Origin of the sequence: Fluviirhizobium alvei (assembly GCF_030551875.1) — a bacterium.
GTDB classification, from domain to species: Bacteria; Pseudomonadota; Alphaproteobacteria; order Rhizobiales; family Rhizobiaceae; genus Rhizobium_E; species Rhizobium_E alvei.
In genome coordinates this window covers 93,895-112,511 of the sequence record NZ_JAUOZU010000009.1, presented here as the reverse complement: position 1 = coordinate 112,511, position 18,617 = coordinate 93,895, and the positions used below count along the sequence as shown (strand labels likewise).

General features: G+C 59.5%; 14 protein-coding genes and 1 pseudogene. 5 read left to right on the top strand and 10 right to left on the bottom strand.

Going from position 1 to position 18,617, the window contains the following annotated elements; translation table 11 throughout:
- Positions 1-3 precede the first annotated feature (3 nt).
- The 4 genes and pseudogenes from Q4481_RS14230 to Q4481_RS14215 form a co-directional block, all read right to left on the bottom strand.
- A complete protein-coding gene (locus Q4481_RS14230; RefSeq protein ID WP_304377057.1) occupies positions 4-1,074 on the bottom strand; it encodes a M48 family metallopeptidase in 1,071 nt (356 codons plus the stop codon).
- Positions 1,064-2,149, bottom strand: a complete 1,086-nt coding sequence (locus Q4481_RS14225; RefSeq protein ID WP_304377056.1) for a YjgN family protein — start codon at positions 2,147-2,149, stop codon at positions 1,064-1,066. The genes Q4481_RS14230 and Q4481_RS14225 overlap by 11 nt, the downstream gene beginning before the upstream one ends.
- 158 nt (positions 2,150-2,307) lie before the next feature.
- Positions 2,308-3,804, bottom strand: coding sequence for a CoA-acylating methylmalonate-semialdehyde dehydrogenase (locus tag Q4481_RS14220; protein WP_304377055.1), 1,497 nt, complete (start codon positions 3,802-3,804; stop codon positions 2,308-2,310).
- A 103-nt stretch (positions 3,805-3,907) separates the two neighbouring features.
- Positions 3,908-4,809: pseudogene (locus Q4481_RS14215) on the bottom strand (NAD(P)/FAD-dependent oxidoreductase).
- A 68-nt stretch (positions 4,810-4,877) separates the two neighbouring features.
- Here Q4481_RS14215 and Q4481_RS14210 point away from each other — a divergent pair.
- The 3 genes from Q4481_RS14210 (at position 4,878) to Q4481_RS14200 (ending at position 7,142) form a co-directional block, all read left to right on the top strand.
- Complete coding sequence (locus Q4481_RS14210) at positions 4,878-5,399, top strand: Rrf2 family transcriptional regulator (protein ID WP_377352708.1); 522 nt, start codon at positions 4,878-4,880, stop codon at positions 5,397-5,399.
- A gap of 101 nt (positions 5,400-5,500) precedes the next feature.
- Positions 5,501-5,809: a putative quinol monooxygenase gene (locus tag Q4481_RS14205; RefSeq protein ID WP_304377053.1), complete on the top strand. Its 309-nt coding sequence runs from the start codon at positions 5,501-5,503 to the stop codon at positions 5,807-5,809.
- Positions 5,810-6,263: 454 nt separating this feature from the next.
- A complete protein-coding gene (locus Q4481_RS14200; protein ID WP_304377052.1) occupies positions 6,264-7,142 on the top strand; it encodes a LysR family transcriptional regulator in 879 nt (292 codons plus the stop codon).
- 12 nt (positions 7,143-7,154) lie between these two features.
- Here the strand turns inward: Q4481_RS14200 and Q4481_RS14195 are convergent, their stop codons facing one another.
- Positions 7,155-8,210, bottom strand: coding sequence for a GlxA family transcriptional regulator (locus Q4481_RS14195; protein WP_304377051.1), 1,056 nt, complete (start codon positions 8,208-8,210; stop codon positions 7,155-7,157).
- A 300-nt stretch (positions 8,211-8,510) separates the two neighbouring features.
- Here Q4481_RS14195 and Q4481_RS14190 point away from each other — a divergent pair, with 300 nt between their 5' ends.
- On the top strand, positions 8,511-9,056 hold the full coding sequence (locus Q4481_RS14190) for a glutathione peroxidase (RefSeq protein ID WP_304377050.1): 546 nt from the start codon (positions 8,511-8,513) through the stop codon (positions 9,054-9,056).
- Positions 9,057-9,065: 9 nt separating this feature from the next.
- Here Q4481_RS14190 and bcsN read toward each other — a convergent pair whose 3' ends face one another.
- From bcsN to bcsA, 4 genes are read right to left on the bottom strand one after another with little or no spacing between them, the layout of a single operon-like run.
- The gene (gene bcsN / locus Q4481_RS14185) at positions 9,066-10,022 is read right to left on the bottom strand and encodes a cellulose biosynthesis protein BcsN (RefSeq protein ID WP_304377049.1); all 957 of its coding nucleotides are present in this window, start codon (positions 10,020-10,022) and stop codon (positions 9,066-9,068) included.
- Complete coding sequence (locus Q4481_RS14180; protein ID WP_304377048.1) at positions 10,019-12,184, bottom strand: hypothetical protein; 2,166 nt, start codon at positions 12,182-12,184, stop codon at positions 10,019-10,021. Before Q4481_RS14180 ends, bcsN begins: the two co-directional genes overlap by 4 nt.
- Complete coding sequence (locus tag Q4481_RS14175) at positions 12,181-14,463, bottom strand: cellulose biosynthesis cyclic di-GMP-binding regulatory protein BcsB (protein WP_304377047.1); 2,283 nt, start codon at positions 14,461-14,463, stop codon at positions 12,181-12,183. The genes Q4481_RS14180 and Q4481_RS14175 overlap by 4 nt, the downstream gene beginning before the upstream one ends.
- On the bottom strand, positions 14,456-16,717 hold the full coding sequence (gene bcsA, locus Q4481_RS14170) for a UDP-forming cellulose synthase catalytic subunit (protein ID WP_304377046.1): 2,262 nt from the start codon (positions 16,715-16,717) through the stop codon (positions 14,456-14,458). The genes Q4481_RS14175 and bcsA overlap by 8 nt, the downstream gene beginning before the upstream one ends.
- A gap of 269 nt (positions 16,718-16,986) precedes the next feature.
- Here bcsA and Q4481_RS14165 point away from each other — a divergent pair, with 269 nt between their 5' ends.
- Entirely contained in the window at positions 16,987-17,763 is a 777-nt protein-coding gene (locus tag Q4481_RS14165) for an SDR family NAD(P)-dependent oxidoreductase (RefSeq protein ID WP_304377045.1), read from the top strand.
- A 30-nt stretch (positions 17,764-17,793) separates the two neighbouring features.
- On the opposite strand, the gene Q4481_RS14160 is transcribed toward Q4481_RS14165, so the two are convergent.
- Positions 17,794-18,564, bottom strand: coding sequence for an SDR family NAD(P)-dependent oxidoreductase (locus tag Q4481_RS14160; RefSeq protein WP_304377044.1), 771 nt, complete (start codon positions 18,562-18,564; stop codon positions 17,794-17,796).
- Positions 18,565-18,617 lie beyond the last annotated feature (53 nt).

The following is an 18,617-nucleotide window of genomic DNA, read 5'->3' as shown; positions in this document are numbered from 1 at the left end:
GGCCTATTGGTCGCCGTTTTTCTTTTCGCGCAGCAGCTTGGCATAATCCTCGATCGCCTGACGGCGTTCCGGTGTGCCGGGATGGGTTGATAGCATTGAGGTGTCGGCGCGGTCTCCAAGCTTCTGTTCGAGAAGCGCGAAGAAACGCCCGATGGCCGCAGGATCGTGACCGGCCTTGGCCATCAGTTCCGCCGAGATGCGGTCCGCCTCGGCTTCGGCGGAGCGCGAATAAGATAGCGACAGGAGAGCGGCGCCATCGGTGAGGATTTCTTCCCCCGCCGAACCGATATCGCCGGCAACCAGCATGATGAGACCAGCGGTTCCCGCCGAGCGGTAGAGTTGCCGGAGCGAATGATCATTCTCGACATGACCGATCTCATGGGCGAGTACGCCGAGGATCATTTCCTGGTCCTTGCCGGCAAGGCGGATCAGTTCGTCGGTGATCACCAGAGTTCCATCCGGCAACGCGAAGGCATTGGGACCGATATAGCCACCCTTGCGGAAGTTGAGTTTGTAGTTCGCCGCCCCCCTTGCCGCATGTGTCGCGATGGCTTCGAATTTCGTCCGAATCTCGTCCTGTTCCGACGGGGGAAGCGTGCTGGGCGAAAAGACGGCCTGGTCAAGCGACGACAAGGTGCCTGATGACATCATCTGCGGCACGACCGGCGGCGTTACCAGCACGGCGATTTCGACGAGGACAGGTATCGCGTAGCGATAGATCAGCCATGCGAAGAGAAAGACTGCTGCGGCAAAGGCGATAAGCCGCGGGTGGAAGCGCTCAAGTTCGGCAATCCATCCGCGCCGATCCGCACCATGGGCCCTGAGCAGCATGTCGATAGCTTCGTTGTCCGCCGTCTCGAAGAGCGAGCCATCCATGAAAGTCAACCGTCGTGGAATGCGACCTATGCGGTCGGACACCGTGATCTCGGCGACCCTGCTCTGGAGGGCAACCACATCATCGTCCAGCATGATGCGGATCATCTCACCGGAGGTGACTAGCCTCGCTGGATGGGCAAGGCTGGAGCCGGATGCATGCCATTTGCCAGATGCGATTTCGACACCGTCAGAAGCCAAAGTCAAAACCTTCCATATCCATATATTCGGCGCTGATGGCAGAACCGGATGCCTCTATCGAAGCCATGACGACGCCGATATCGCCATCGATCCGGATACCGGTATGCTCAACCACGTAACGCTGTTCGCGAACGGCTGCCCAGGGGCGCATGAGGCTGAAGGTAACAACCGTCACGGCGAGGTTGGATGTCACGATCCACAAATAACGCAGCCGCGAAAGATCGCTGACCAGTTCATGGGCCGTATCGAACCGCGTGGCGTTCAGAACGATATTGCGGACGCCGACACGATAGAGGAACCCCGCGGCGAGATAGACCAGCACCACGGGAATGAGGATGGCATAGATCAGGACGACGCCAATCATCATGCGCGTTTCCTCGGTTCCATCATCGATATCGGCGGCAAAACCCACAAACATCGGCCAGAGCAACAGCCAGCCGACGATCGCCATCAGCAAGAGACCGATGAACACCATGATCGCGGGCGCGAACCAGGCACTGTAAAGCTTGCCGAGGCGGGGATCGGAGGCGAACGGGCGATCGCCATACTGAAGGTGGTTGAGGACATAGCGGTTGGCCCAACGGCTGGCGAGCGGCGCCAGAATGCCAAGCGACAGGAACGAGACCAGACTTCCCAGCACGATGGCGACAAAGGCTCCCCAGGCCTTGCCGGTAAAATCGAAGCGTATGTTGCGGTAGCTCGTAACCCGCGCATTGAACCGCAGACTGCGGACCACGAACCATGGCAGGATTGTCAGGAACAGAATGGGTGTGATGATGCCGGCCAGCGGGAAAATGGTCGACAGCACGTTGATGATGGCAAGCACGACGAAAACGATCAGCCGGCCGATGAAGATCTGCTTGCCGGTTGCATGGTAATCGAAGGAATCGTTTGCGAGATAGGTATTGCCATAGAAGTAGCGTTTGCGACGCACCTTCGCCCAGGCCGAATAGATGCCGAATGTTACGATCGTCAGCAGGATATTGACGATCCAGATACCGAAATATTCGCTGGCATTGCCCCTGAATTCACCGCGGCTGACAACCGGCGCCGCCTCTTCCACCTCAACAGTCATTCGCCCCTCTCAAGCACATCGATCATGCGGATAACGGTCGATCAGTCCCCACTATTCGACGCGGCCCGCTTGGGATGTTGAACCATGAGCTTGGTGCAACCGCAAATGAAAACGGGCCCTCGAAAGGGCCCGTCCGCAACTTTGATTTGAAACCTGGATCACTTCATCGTCGGGATGACGAATTCGGCGCCGTCCTTGATGCCCGACGGCCAGCGGCTGGTAACCGTCTTGGTGCGGGTCCAGAACTTGATCGAATCCGTACCATGCTGGTTGAGATCACCAAAGGAAGAAGCCTTCCAGCCGCCGAACGAATGATAGGCAAGCGGCACCGGGATCGGCACATTGACGCCGACCATGCCGATGTTGATGCGGCTGGTGAAGTCGCGGGCAGCATCGCCGTCGCGGGTATAGATGGCAACGCCATTGCCATATTCATGCTTCATCGGCAGCGACAGCGCCTCTTCATAGTTCTTGGCACGGACGACCGAAAGAACCGGTCCGAAGATTTCGGTCTTGTAGATATCCATGTCGGGCGTGACATTGTCGAACAGGCAACCACCAACGAAGAAGCCGTCTTCATAGCCCTGCAGTTTGAAATCGCGGCCATCGACGACCAGCTTGGCGCCCTGTTCGACGCCGGAGTCGATCAGACCCTTGATGCGCGCCTGGGCTTCCTTGGTCACGACCGGGCCGAGATCGGCCTTCTCGTCGGTATAGGGACCGATGCGCAGGCTTTCGACCATCGGGGTCAGCTTTTCGATCAGGCGGTTGGCAGTGTCCTCGCCAACCGGAACGGCAACCGAGATCGCCATGCAGCGTTCGCCGGCCGAGCCGTAACCGGCACCGATCAGCGCGTTGGCTGCCTGGTCGAGATCGGCATCCGGCATGATGATCATGTGGTTCTTGGCGCCGCCGAAGCACTGGGCGCGCTTGCCGTTCATGGCAGCCGTGCCATAGACGTAGCGGGCAATCGGGGTCGAGCCGACGAAGGAGACGGCGCCGATATCCGAATGGGTCAGGATACCATCGACCGCACCCTTGTCGCCATTGACGACATTGAGGATACCAGCGGGAAGACCGGCTTCGATCATCAGTTCGGCCAGACGCATCGGAACCGACGGATCACGCTCGGAAGGTTTCAGAATGAAGGCATTGCCGCAGGCAATCGCAGGGGCAAACATCCACATCGGGATCATGCCCGGGAAGTTGAACGGCGTAATACCGGCGCCAATGCCGACTGGCTGGCGGATCGAATACATGTCGATATTCGGGCCGGCGCCTTCGGTGAACTCGCTCTTGGAGAGATGTGGGATGCCAATGACGAATTCGCAGACTTCGAGACCGCGGATGATGTCGCCCTTGGAATCTTCAACCGTCTTGCCATGTTCGCGCGACAGCGTTTCAGCGAGTTCCTGCATGTTGTCGTTCAGGAGTTGCACGAACTTCATGAAAACGCGGGCGCGACGTTGCGGGTTGGTGGCAGCCCAAGCCGGCTGTGCGGCCTTGGCGCTTTCGACTGCGGCATTCAGTTCGGCTTCGGAAGCCAGGGAAACCTGACCCTGCACTTCGCCGGTGGCCGGGTTGAAGATGTTGGCCGTGCGGCCCGACGTGCCGGCAACGCGCTTGCCGTCGATAAAGTGACCGATCTGATACATGGGCTTCCTCCAGGATTTTGATGGCTGGAGTTTACGCTACAATTTGCACATATCAACGCGATGATTTAAGCATCCGTTGTGCAATTTTTGAAGCTGTCCGCGATTATAGTTGATCAAGGATCAGGGATCGATGCGCCGATACGCCTGCCATGAAACCGGAGGCGCTTGCCAAAGTCGCGTTGTGCATCTGGCTGGCGGCATCTCCGGCCGCAAAAATGCCGTCGACACTGGTTTGAGCACCCTCCACCAGGCGTATGTGGGAGCCTGTCATGCCCTCGGCAAAGTCTAGACCGAGCGAGGCCGGAATCTCGGAAGCAACCCTGGTCTTAGGCTGCACGAACAGTCCGGCGGCCGGAATTGTCCTACCATCCGCCAAGCGCAGGGCTTCCAGTTTCTCACCGGTCCCCAGAAGTTCGGTTACGGCGACTGGCTCGATCGTGACGTTTCGGGCAGCGAGTTTGGCCAGGTCGACCTCGGACGGCTCAAAGGTGCCGTGCGTGAACAGCGTGGTCGGCCCCCAGTCCGGAAGCATCAGCGCCTGGTGAAGACCAAGCTCGGTTGGCGACAGGATGCCGATCGGCGCCTGATTGATCTCATAACCGTCGCAATAGGGGCAGTGAAAGACGCTCTTGCCCCAACGTTCGCGAAGACCGGGTATTTCGGGAAGCGTGCGGTCACTCCACAGGCAAGGATGAGCTTTTTTGCCATGACGGCGCGACCATCATCGAGCGCAAGCCGAAATCCCTTCTCTTCCGGTCGCGCGCTCATGACCTCCCGCTCGATGATCGAGAACCCGGGATACCGAGCCAGTTGCGCAAGAGCGGTCGCCCGTATCGCGAAAGGCGAGACGCCATCCTGCCCGAGAAATCCGTGCGATGCATGCGTGAAGCGATTGCGGGGCCTGGCGCCGTCGACCAGCAGAACCTGCTTCCTCGCTCGAACAAGTGGCATCGCGGCCGAAACACCGGCAAAACCGCCACCGATAACAACTACGTCAAAACTCAGCCTCTGCTCGTTCATCATGTATCTTTCTTTGTTACGTGACAAGCGGATGAGATATTATGTAACTCTCCATGTTTCAAGACCCAGATTATCGCTTTCTGTGTGAGGGACCCGATTTGCCAGTCGACAACCGACTTTCGAGGATGCTGCATGTCCTCATCCACATGGACAGGGCAAAGGCACCCATGACTTCGGAAACGATCGCCAGCATGCTCTCGACAAACCCTGTTGTGGTCCGGCGGACGATGGCCGGGCTGCGCACCAGCGGATATGTGATGTCGGAAAAGGGCCATGGCGGCGGCTGGCGGCTGGCGCGTCCGCTTTCAGAGATTTCCCTGCTTGATGTTCATCATGCGCTGGGTGATCCCGAGATGTTTTCGATTGGCTTTGCGCGAGATCACCGGGGCTGCCTGGTTGAAGAGGCCGTGAACGCAACGATCTCCGACGCCCTCGTCGACGCTCAGAAGATGCTTCTCGCTCGTTTTGCCGAGGTCAAGCTTTCCGACATCGCGGATGACTTCGATCGCCGAATGGGGGCGATATCACCGGTAAATCCCGACGGAACCAGCAAGACTTCTGATAGTGGCATGTAGGTTCCGGGAACGGTTTTGGGGAGCGCAACACATCAATTTGCACAACACGGGGCGATGAATTAAGCATCCGTTGTGCATTTTTTTGACAAAAGGACAGCGATATGAACGGCGAAATGGTGCGGATCGCGGAACTGGAGATCGATCCGGCGCAGATTGATGCCTACAAGGCGCTGCTCGCCGAAGAGATAGAGGCATCGATCGCAAAAGAACCCGGCGTGCTGATGCTGCATGCCGTGTCGGAGTGCATCCGGCCCGAACATATTCGCATCCTCGAGGTCTACGCCGACAGGGAGGCATATGAGGCACATCTGAGAACGCCGCATTTCCTGAAATACAAGGCGGGGACGGCGGGGATGGTGCGCTCGCTGCGTCTCGTGGATGTCGATCCGGTGCTGATGCGGGGAAAGTGAGAAATGGGTATGCACGACCACTTTCTACCATGTCAAAAGAACACTCCAATCAGGAGGACATCCGTTCTCGTCTCTGACATCGGAGAACATGTCCGTCCGCTGAAAAGCGATGATATCAAGGAATTGTTTCGACAAGGCGTGCTTCAAATCGTCGAGTATAACACGACAGGGTCTTTGCTCTGGATCTCGCATTCCGAATGCTTCGAGTATTGGAAATGGGCGCAGTCTCACCTGTTTGACGATAGCAAACCCCATACCGAAGACTACCCGGGCAACTTCTATCTGGTACCAGAAGAGTGGATAACTCCCTCTGGTGAGCGCCTAATACTATTCACGAGGTTTCATTGAATGACCTCGCTCTCACCGACCACTGGTTGTGAAAGAGATCTAACCCCCTCCCCTCGTGGGGAGGAGTTTCGGGACGGGGTCTTCCGCACAACAGAGGTTGCACTTCATGAACTGGGATGATGTCCGCATTTTTCTTGCGGTAGCGCGGTCCGGGCAGATTCTGGCGGCATCGCGGCGGCTGGGGGTCAATCATGCAACGCTCTCACGCCGGCTGACATCGCTCGAGGAGGCGCTCGAAACCCGTCTTTTCGTTCGCCGCACCAATGGTTGCGAACTGACGGCGGAAGGTGAAACGTTCCTGCTCTCGGCCGAGCGGATGGAAACCGAAATGCTTGCAGCACAAGCGCGTCTTGGTCGAACAGACGCGGCCATCGCCGGCACGGTTCGGATCGGCGCGCCCGACGGTTTTGGAGTTTCCTTCCTGGCGCCCCGAATGGGACGGCTGATCGAGCGCCATCCCGAGCTCAAGATCCAGCTGGTGCCGGTGCCACGGGCCTTTTCGCTTTCCAGCCGCGAAGCCGATATTGCCGTGACGCTCGAAAGGCCGGAACAGGGTCGGCTGGTTTCGTCCAAGCTCACCGACTATACGCTCGGTCTCTATGCCGCCCGGACCTATGCGGAACATTTCGGCCTGCCGCAGGATGTCGATGCGCTCAAAGGTCATCGCCGCATCGGCTATGTGGAAGATCTTATCTTCTCGCAATCGCTGAATTTTACCGGCGAGATCATGCGCAACTGGGATGCCACATTCGAGATCTCCTCGGCCATCGGCCAGACGGAAGCCGTGCGTGCCGGAGCCGGTATCGGCATCCTGCACAATTACATTGCCCGGCACCTGCCCGATCTCGTGCGCGTGATGCCGGACATTTCGATCCAGCGCACCTACTGGACCATCTTCCACGAAAGCGCCCGCGAACTGGCCCGCATCCGCATAGTGGCGGATTTCCTGCATGAAATCGTCCGCGAGGAGCGCGGCATCTGGTAGCTGGCGCGGCGGTCAGCGATTGGCGGCGGTTTCGAACAGGTCGTCATCGAGATGGACGAAGCCCTGCTCCTTCTGGGTCTTGCGCAGGGTGTTGGGCGTGTAGCCGAAGGTCTCGCGGAACTTGCGCCCGAAATGGCTCGAATTCTCGAAGCCGATGTCGAGCGCGATGTCGATCAGCGGCTTCGATGTCTGGAGAACCAGTGTGCGCGCACGCCGCATCTTGAGCCGGGTGAAGACCGCGGCCGGCGACAGGCCAAGGCGGCGATCGAAGAGACGTTCCATCTGGCGGCGCGACAGGCCGATCGATTCGGCCACCTTGTCCATCGAAAGCGGCTTGTCGATATGATTTTCCATGAAGATCAGCGCCTGGCGCACCCTGGAATCGCGGTGATCGGTGGCCAGCGGATTGCGCGGCTGCACTTCCTTGCCCTCGCGCCGCCGTTCGATCTGCAGGATCTGCAGGGCATTGCGCTCGGCCTTGTTGCCGACATGGCGCCGGACAAGGCTCGCCGCCAGATCAGCCACCGCGCTGCCGCCGGCACAGGTGATGATCTCCTGATCCTCGACATAGAGCTGGTTGGACGTGATCTTGTGGTCCGGGAAACGTTCGACATATTCGTTGTGATGCAGCCAGCTGACGCAGGCTGTCCGCCGCTTCAGGAGGCCTGCCTGGGCCAGCACGAAACTGCCGGTGCAGACACCGATGACGCGCACATTCTCGCGCGTGGCACGCTTGATATAGGCCTGCATCTGGTCGTCGATCGGCTCCTCGACATTGAGAAGCCCACCGACGACGGCGATATAGTCGAACTCTTTTGGATCCGGCAGTCCGACGGCAGGCGCGATCTGTACACCGCAGCTCGAACGGATGAGATGACCATTCGAACTCAGCACCTGCCAGTCGCAATTGCGACGGCTCGACCGATCATCTTCGTCGCTGGCAAGCCGCAGCGTATCCACGAACAGGGCAAAGGCGCTGAGCGTGAAATTCTTGCTCAGCACGAAACCGACTTTCAAAGCCGGTCGAGGCTGTTCGGCTGCTCTGGCGCTGCTCGTCACTCCGCTCATCGGTTCCACCGGTTCGATTCCATGATCCTTTATAACCGAGACGCATTTGTCGCACTTTGCCATAAGCGTCACATTTACGCGTCTGACGTCAGTTTCCGGCCAAATTCGCCGGTCTGGACCAAAATCAATGTCGCATTACGATCTTTCGCGACCCTTTCACGGGCAATCGGCTGCTATATGACAGCTGTTTCCGTCACTTTTGCGACATCATTATCCGCATTTCTCGATGGAAACCGGAGGCTTTCTCTTCGTCGTCCTTCCGTCTAAGACAGGCCGAACCAACCGTGCCCGGAGAGAATCATGACCGCATTGGCATCCATCCCCCTCACCCGCCTTGACGGCACAACAACCTCTCTCGCCGATTATGCTGGCAAGGTTGTGCTCATCGTCAACACCGCATCCAAATGCGGTCTGACTCCGCAATATGAGGGCCTGGAAGCGCTCTATCGCGCCGAAAAGGAGAAGGGACTGGAAATTCTCGGCTTTCCGGCCAACAATTTCAAGGAACAGGAGCCCGGCACCGATGCCGAGATTGCCGAATTCTGCTCGCTGACCTACGACGTCACTTTCCCCATGTTTTCGAAGATCTCGGTCAAGGGCGATGACATTCATCCGCTCTACAAAGAACTCAAGGCAGCCATTCCGGCCGCAGTCGGCACCGAAGCGTTCCGCGAACGGCTGGAAAAGGCGGGCCTTGCCGGAGACGATCATACCGACGTTTTGTGGAACTTCGAAAAGTTCCTGGTTGGTCGCGATGGCAAGGTCATCGGCCGTTTCTCGCCGAACATGGCGGTGACGGATGAGCCGCTTGCCGGCGCTATCGAGAAAGCACTGGCGTCGGCCTGAGGCTGGCGCCTATTGCGGCAGGGGCACAGTGACCGGATTGGCAATCGGCTGATCGGTCATCGGCTTGTTCAGCCTCGTCGCGTCAGCATCCACAGCAGGTGCGGTATTGTCCGGAAGCGGAACGGCAACGGCATTGGCGATGACCTTGCCGTCCTCTTCCGCGGCGGTTGCGGGCTTTTGGGCCTCGGTTCGCCAATCCTCCGCAGCCTCGACCTTTGCCGTCCGGATGATCTTGCGGCGCGGCTTTTCGGGTGTCGGATCGATATCGAGCTTGGCGACCGGAGGCGTAATGCTTCCCGAACCGGCTGCAAACCGCAGCATGTCGATGGTCTGGCTGTTCATATCCTTGAGCGTCAGCGTATCCATCAGCGCCACGATCTGATCCGCTGACAAACCCGGATGGCAGAAACGCAGGCGGATCTGCGCCGAAAGTCGAGAGCGGGTGAGCTTGTCGAACCCGATCGAATCCGCCGGCGTTACGGCTTTTACATGCTGCCAGGCATAGAGGCAGGCTCCGCCGTTGCCATAACTTGCCGTGGCATATCCATAGGTTCCGCGCGAATTCTGACGCAACAACGGGCTGATCGAAGCATTGACGCCCGGCAGCGCCATGCGCATCTCGCGCGCGATCTGGTTCGCCGACGGCGGTCGCATGAAACCAGCCTGATCGCGCCGCCCGACATCAACGGTTAACAGGTTTTCGCCCGCCAGCGCGGTGCGGTTCTCATAGACCACTTCCTGGTGCAGGCTGTCGTGGCTCACCGATTGCCGGACGGTCTGGATCGATCCGGCAAGGCTCGTCAGATAGGCTGCCGCAAATTCACCCGCCACTTCAGTGGCAATGGGGGCGGCGACCGGTGCCACAGCCTGGGTGGTCAGAAATGGATCGGGGCCTGCCGTCGAGCACGCCGCCAGCGGCAGTCCTGCTGCCAGCAACGCGCCATACAGTCGAAGCTTTGCCATCATCGCGGAGCCCCCTGAACATTGCCGAACGTTGCCTCGACGCCACGCCGCACACCGGGATCATCCATATGCTGATCGAGTCGGCGGAAGATTTCCCGTGCCTCGGCCAGATGGCCAAGATTGAAATGGGCCCAGCCACGCAGTTGCGACAGGTTGCCCGGTTCCGGCGCAATTGCGATGCGCGCATTGAGAGCGTCGAGCGTGGCCTGGAAATTCTTGGCATCGAAAGCCGAACGCGCCTTCTGCCAATAGATCTCGCTCAGCACCTCGCGTTTGCGGCTCTCGGTCATCGGATAAAGATTGACCACGGACAGCGCATCGTCCGTCAGTTTCGCCTGCAACAGCACCAGAGTCAGTCCATAGGCTGCATCGGCCTGTGTGCTGCCCTTTCCGGCAAGCGCTTGCGAGAAAGCGCTTCGTGCTTCGGAGGCCCGCTTGAGTCCCAGCAGGCACCAGCCCTTGATCAGGGCCTGATCGGCGCTGAGAGCACCCGATTGCAGCGCCATGAGGCAATCGCCGTACCGCTTGGCCTTGAAGGCGGCGAGATAACCGTTGTCGATTGTGGCCTTCTGCGGCGTTGCGACCGCCGGATCGCGCGCAACCCGGTTGCCTTCCACCGGCGTGACCGCACCGACTTCCATGCGATCGATAAAGCTTGCATTCTCCTTCGGACGCTGCTTGCGGCCCTTGCCGGGCTTGGCAAGATGAATGTCATCCCAGATCGACGGATATTGGGTGCCATAGGCCCGGTAGAGCGCAATCAATCCCTGGCGATCGCCCATCTGGGCCATCGAAAGTGCCAGTCCCTTGACCCGGGCCTCGCTCGCTTTCCAGCCGAGGCTCTTGGTGAACCAGGCGCGCGATGCCTCGTACTGGGCCGAATTATAGGCGTACCAGGCCAGGATCTCGCTGTGATCGGCACTCTTGTTGGCCAGAATTGCTTCGGAATAGGCCTGCATGACGGCCGGATCGATGGCGCCGGTTTCCGGTTTGGCGAACCGTTCAGCAAGCGCGTTCATCAGGAAAACCGGATCGCTCGCCAGCGCCTGGCGATGGGCCAGCGCCACATCGAAGGCCTCCTGCTGACGGTCCTGTTTGACGAGCGCCAGATAGAGACCCTTGGCATGTTCGGCATTCGCTTCGGCGGACAGCGCGCGCCGGAACCAGGCCCCGGCTTCGGCGGGATTGCCGATCTTGAGTTCATACCAGCCGATCAGAGACATATCGGCGGGGCGTTCATCGCGCCGTGCCGCTTCGATGAGCGGGGCGATCTCTTCTGTCGGCAAGGCGTCCTTGCGGCTGTCGTCGCCATTGAAGTCCGCGACGTTGCGACGAACCAGATCTTCCGTCACCTTGCCGAGCCCGGCCGCAATGACGGGATCGGTGGAGAAATGGGCGACAACCGCGCGCACATCCGCAGGCGAGAAGTCGCGCGTCGCCTTTTCGATCGTGGTGATGATATCCTTCTTCGCCAGCACATTCTGCGGCTCGCGGAACAGCATGGAGCGATAGACGGCGGCCAGCCTGTCGGTCTGCTTGAGCGCGGCAAGGGCGTCGATATAGGACCAGAGCAGATCCGGTTCCTTTTCCGTCGCCGGATCCAGCTCCGATCCGGCAGCAGCTACAGCCTGCCAGGCCCTGGCTTTGGTCGCGACCTCGATGGACTTGCGCAGTTTCATGCGGGCGAATTTCCGGCTGAAATCCTCCGATGGCTTCCAGCCGGCGATCGCCGCGGTCCGCCGGGCCATCTCTGCCTCGGCGCCCGTGATATCGCCCTTCTCGTAAAGCACCCAGAGCGCCTTTTCATCGACAGCTTTGGCAGCGGCTGGCATATAGAGATCCGCCGGCATTTCGAACGCGGGATATTTGCGCTTGAGCCGACGGAATTCGGCCTGGACGCGCGCTTCCGCCTTCTGTTCGGCATAATAGTAGATCGCGGCCAGTTCGACCTTGTCCGGCCCAGCGGCCTTTGCCGTTTCCGCTTTTTCAGGCAGAGTTTCCTTGCCGCTCAAGACGGGGGCGAGCGGCAAAGGCTGTTCCGCCACGGCCGGCAACAGCTCTTCAGTCTTGCTTTTCGTATCGACCAGCAGATTGACCGGGTCACCGGCAAAAGCGAAACCCGTGAATGCGGTGACGAACAGTGTGGCTGTCAGGAATGGTCTCATTTCACAGTCCTCGTACCGAGACGGGGAACCAGACGCCCGAGCCATACGGCAAAGAAGCCGACCAGCAGGATGACCGCAACCACATAGACCTGGAAGTTATCCGAAAGCCAGGCTGCTGCTATGCGACGGTAATTGCCGGCGCTATGATCGGTCACCGCCACGATTTGCGGATGGGCAACCGCCAGATTGACAAGTGACAGATTCTTCTCGCGCAGGATTGCGGCACCGCCCTCGAGCCTTGCCCATACATCCGGGTCGGTGAGGCGGTTGACACCCGTGACAAGATCCTCGGCGCTGGCGACACGGATAATGGTTGCCGATGCGCCACCATTCCTGGCTTTGGTCTGGGCCAGTGTCAGCACCGCGTCCGATGTCAACTGAAGCGCCGACATATCGTCTTCATAGCTCAGCCAGTTGCCGAAGCGTTCGCTCATGGACGCGAGGAAACCCTTGAAGCGGGTCGAAAAGGACCGCTCGCCGGCATCCGCCGAGGATTGCTCGAAGGCCTGCATCAACTGGTCTTGCAGTTCGTCGCCATTCGGATTGCCATCGGCGATCGATGCCGTGACTACTGGATCGGTCGTCTGCTGATCGAACAGGGCGAGATGGGCAGCAGGCGAGGCCGCAGCACTTTGGCGATCGGCCACCGTCAGCACAAGCGAGTCCGCGGATGCGTCTTGCGAGGATCCACCAATCTCGATTGCGGCCTTCAAAGGCGCGCCTTCGGCAAGTGCCAAACGGCTCAGAAGCGTCAGGGCCGGGCCAGTAAACCTTGGATCATCCGCATCAACGCGGATTGTCAAAGGCCGAGCGGCGGAGAAGGGAGAGGCAGATCCGGCCAAGGCTGCCAGATCAGGAAAACGCGCCACCCGCGCCAGTTTCGGAACAGACAGGCTCGTATCATTGAGCAGAACATAGCGAGGCTTGGAATCGTCCCGCTCTCCCGGGGCACAGGCCTTGTCGCGCGCGTTCGGCAGTTCGGCAAGAAGCTCGACAGAATTCATCCCCGGCCGGAAGGCGCGCAGTGGCAACTTGATCAGCTTCGCATCGAAAGACTGGCCATCCGTATTGCGAAATGGGAAGGCGTTGACGACCTTGTCATTGACGCGCACGAGAAGCTTGGACGCCGGATCGAGGCCAGGGGCCGTGGCCGCAGACAGTTTCAGATCGATGGTGGCGTAGTCGGCCGGATAGAAATCCGCCGGCATGGCGAGATCAAAATGGGTCCGGAGCAGCCGCCCCGCAAAAGTCGCCGAACGAATACCGGCTTCCGACAGCGGATGATCGTGATCGGGTTCGGCATGGATGATGCCCTGGCCGTTCCTGCGGGTGAGATTATCCTTCAAGCTTTCGGATAGCGGGCCCTTGACGGCTGCGAGCATGAGGGACGCGAGATCGTCGCTGCCATTGGCATTGACCGTTACCCGGAGACGACCGTTCGCATCCATCGGCTGGACATGAATGCCGCGCTCGGGAGCAACCGAAGATGCGGGAGCCCCCCGGCCAACCGATACGAGAAGGTCGATACCGGGCCCTTTGCCTGCGGTGGATGCGACTGTGACCTTGAGATCTTCGCGACCGAGCGCCAGGACAAGTGTTTGCAGCGCTGGCATGGCCTCATTGATCTGCTGCCGCTGATCGCCATCGGCCAGGACAAGCCGAAGGTCCGTCGCACCGCTCTCCAGCCGTCCGACGGCGGACAAGCGTTCAAGCGAGGATGGCACTTGTGCGTTCGCCGGCCGGAAGCCGCTGAGTGCCGGCGAAAGCTGGGTCCACAATTCATAGGTCGCATCGAGAGAGCAATCGACCCGATGATGCTGGATGACCGACACCCGGACCATGTTCCGTCCCGGACGCAAGGCATCCGGTCCGACGGCGATTTCCTGTTTCTGGAAGTCGAATGGAGAGGCAATCGGGAACTCGCCAGCGCTCTTGCCGTTGATCTCCACCGACAGCCGGGCATCATCCGGCAGCACCGAAACCGCATTCTTGTAGGCGAGTTGGAGCTTGCCGCCGGCCCGCGCTTCCTGTTCGGAGACAGAGAAGGAAAGGATCGCATTGTCGGCTTCGCCGATCAGACGAAAACGATCGCTAGGCTCGGCGAAGGGAATGAGGGTCAAGCCCGCCGAAACGGGGTTCGCCTTCACCTCAACGGCAGGCGCATCCTTTGTCGCCGGCTCCGATTGCAGCGCATCGGGAAGCAGCGGGTTGCCGGCAAAAGCGGCGCCGGGCATGAACAGCGCGCACAGAAGCAGAGCACGAAACGTGGACTTATGCATGGCCGTTACCTCCGGCAAGGACAGCCGGGAGCGGCGGTGTTACCGGTGCCACCGTGGCTCCGTTTTCGTTCACCCGGATCGGCGCATCGGGTTGCGAACTGAACTCCTGTTCGCGGATCCAGCCGAGCGAATAGCGCAGTGCCCGGAAGGTTTCGGTGAAGGTCCAGATGGCGAAACGAAACGTGCCGGCGAAATAGCCGATGCGCACCTGGCGACGGTTCAACCGGTCCTGCAACACCGCCTGGTCCGAATACATCAGTTCCGCGATCACCCCGAAAGTCTGTGGTGTCCGCTCGCAATAGGCAAAACCGTAGATGAGATGATCGCCACTCTTTCGCGTGCCGCGCAAGACCATGTCCGCACCGAGCACCTGGCCGCCGCGACGCAGTTCGAGATAGCCTTTCAAGGCTGTTGCGGGATCGAGGGCCGGCTCGCCATCGACGAATTCGACCGCGATACCGCCGCTCGACGCATCGCTGACGATGATCGAATAAAGCTTGTTTTCGATACGCATCAAAGCATGGCGCTTGACCGGAAGGCGCTGGTTGCGCCGCAGTTCGCGCCGTTCGGAGACCACACCGAGAGCCGCGCCGGCGAGCGCGAGATTGATCATGTTCCAGGACAGCACGATCATGAGCAGGTCACCAGCCAGCGGCTCGGTGAAATAGCGCCAGACGCCATAAACGGCAGCAGTCAAGAGAATGAAGAAGATCGCGAAATAGGGCTTGGCGATCGGGCTGATGCCGGACTTGTCGAGCGTCTGGCCCTTGGCCGTGACGTTGAAAGTCGGCTTGCGGGGATTGCGCACAACGGACACGATCGATCCGAACAGCATCACCGACTGCACATATTCGTAAAGTTCCGAAACCCAGGGCCAGCGCACCTTGCCATAGAGGTAATTCTGCATCGCATAGGAGGCGACGAGATAGGTCATGGCATAGGAACCAAACTCGATGATGTTGGAGCGGAACACTTCGAGCGAAAAGAAGATGTAGAGCAGCGGCGAGAACATGAAGGCCAGCCGCGACAGCGGAAACAGCCAGAACAGGTTGATGCCTGCGTAGCAGATACGCTGCGGCAGCGAGAGGCCCTTGGCAAGAAACGGCCGGTTGAGAATGAGGATCTGCAACATGCCCTGGCACCAGCGCGCGCGCTGGCCAATGAAGGAGACGATTGTCTCTGGCTGCAGGCCGGCGATCAGGGGCTTGTCGACATACACCGAGTGCCAGCCCTTGGAATGGAGCGATAGTGCCGTTTCGCAGTCTTCGGTGATCGACTGGCCGGAAAAGCCGTTCACGGTCATCAGCGCCTTGCGCGACAGAACCGCAGCCGAGCCGCAGAAGAAGGAGGCATCCCATTTGTCGAGCCCGCGCTGCAGGATCGAATAGAACATCTCGTTTTCAGACGGCATGCGGGCGAAGGTCTGGAGGTTCTTTTCCAGCGGATCCGGATTGAGGAAGTAATGCGGGGTCTGAACGAGAAACAGCTTGTCGTCGGTCTTGAAGAAACCAACCGTTTCGCGGAGGAAATCCCGCACCGGCGCATGGTCGGCGTCAAAGACAACGACAAGTTCGCCGCTCGAAATCTTCAGGCCCTCGTTGAGGTTGCCGGCCTTGGCGTGGCTGTTTTCCTTGCGCGCGTGATAGATGACGCCCATGGCTTCGCAGAGCGCCTTGAGCTCCTCATGGCGGCGGATGGCCGCCATGGAGACGCGCGGATCACGATGATTACGCTTGGCTTCGGTACCGCCATCATCGAGCAGATAGATCTTCAGCTTGTGGCGGGGATAGGCCATGGCCTTGGCGGCCGCAAGCGTCGACGCCAGAAGCTCCGGGTCCTCGTTGTAAGAGGGCACGAAGACGTCGACGGTCGGCAGTTCATCGGCATTGGAGATCGGCGGCGAAGACCGCTTCAGCGGATCGGCCAGCATGAAAAGGCTGACGGCCAGCATGGCCAGGCAGTACATTTCGGCGAGGTAGAGCAGGAAACCTGGGATGAAATTCCAGGGCTCGTAAATCGAAGGCAGCGTGTCAGCGGTTCGCCAATAGGCATAGCGTATCGCCAGGATTCCGACGAGACAGTAGGTGACAATCCGGAAAACCTTGTTGTCGGGACGACTCATGGTGATGAACATGATGCCGAGGACACCGAAGCTCAGCACGAGCTGTGCCTGCAGGCTGATAGGCAGAAGAATCAGCGCAAGGCCCGCAAGGCCTGCTGCCGCTGCCAGCATGTTCAGCATGAATTTGACCATGTAATCCCCGTGACACTGCTTACGTCATCATGACGGAAGGTCTCGAAATGAGACGAAGCCGATCCTAGAGACCCAATCCTTGCGCAAATGCTAAAACCGGGAAATGCCGATGGATTCGGATGCGAAACCAATTTTCTTGGTAAACGATCGCCTAATGATTTCCGGCCCTTATTCGTGCCGGCGATAGGTGCGATCTGAAAATGCCAACTTGCCGATAGCTCAGGAGAAGACTAATGTTTGGTCAATCGATCAAACAGGGAGGAGCGATTTTGGACGCGAAAATGCGGGGGAGCCGGCTGGCCGGAAAGAATGCCGTTGTGACCGGGGCCGGCCGTGGAATCGGCAAGGGCGTTGCACTGATGATGGCCAGACAGGGGGCCCGAGTGCTCGCCTGCGATATCAACGCCGGATCTCTCGATCAGTTGAAGAAGGAGGCCCTTTCCGAAGGGCTGTCCAATCTTGACATCCATGCCGCCGACCTCACGGACGAGGCAGGCGCAAACGGTCTCGGCGACAAGGCCGAAGCTCTTTTCGGTTCGGTCGAGATCCTCGTCAATGCGGCTGCCATCGTCGTTTTCAACTGGATCGACCAGATGAGCTTTGCGGAGTGGCGCAAGACGATCGCAGGCGAACTGGACACGGTCTTTCTGGTGACGCGGCGGATCTGGCCGCTGATGAAGATCCGCGGCGGTTCGATCATCAATTTTTCCTCCGCCAACGCCCATGTTGCGCTCGACACATCCCCGGCCATTGCCCATTGCGCCGGCAAGGGCGGCGTGCTTGCCATGACGAGGCAGATGGCGATGGAAGGTGGCAAGATCGGCATCCGCGCCAATTCCATCGCACCGGGCTTCATCATTACGGAAGAAACCGAGCGGCACCTCTCCAATCCGGAGATGATGCGCGCTGTGAAGACCAAAGCCATGGTCGATCTGCTGGGGACGCCCGACGATATCGGCTATCTCGCCGTCTATCTCGGATCCGACGAAAGCCGCTATGTCACGGGTGCGGACCTGTCGATCGATGGTGGCGCTACAGCCTGGTGAACCGGATGGCGCGGGGTACCCGCGCCATTCTCAACCGCCATCGGTGATGATGGTGCCGCCATCGACGACGATGTTCTGACCGGTCACGAAGGCGCCACCGGGTGAGGCAAGGAATAGAGCCGTTGCGGCAATCTCATGCGGTTCGCCGACCCGACGAAGCGGGGTCATGGCGAGCCGCCTTGCCATAAAGGTCTCATCCGCCATCAGCCGCTCGGAAAAGGGCGTTCGGATCATGCCCGGTGAAATGGCATTGGCGCGAATGTTTCTGGGACCCCACTCGACGGCAATGTTCCGGGCCATCTGGGCCAGGGCTGCCTTGGTCATCGCATAGGCGCCGATCATCTTGTTGCCACGCAGGCCGGACAAGGACGACATGAGGATGATCGAGCCACCGCCCTGTTCCGCCATCACCGGTGCGGCTTGACCGACCAGCCAGAGCGCACTCTTGAGATTGATGGCAACCAACCGGTCGAAATCTTCTTCGGCATAGGTTCCGGTCGCACCCTTTGGTCCCTCGATCCCGGCATTGGCGACAAGAATATCGATGCCGCCCAAAGCCGCAAGCGTCTCCGCGAACAAGTTGTCTACCTGTTCCTTCCTCGACAGATCCGCGACGATGCCATGCGCAACCCCGCCGGTCGCGCGAAGTGCCGCCTGCGTTGCCAGGCAGGCATCCTTGTTTTCGCTGGCCACCACGACATGAGCGCCTGCTGCACAATAGGCCTCGGCAATTGCAAGGCCAATTCCGCTCGTGCCGCCGGTCACAAGCGCACGGCGTCCCTTCAAGTCAAACAGATCCATCGTATCCTCCCAACCGATCTGGCGATTATCAGGCGCGCTTGTATCCGGAAAAT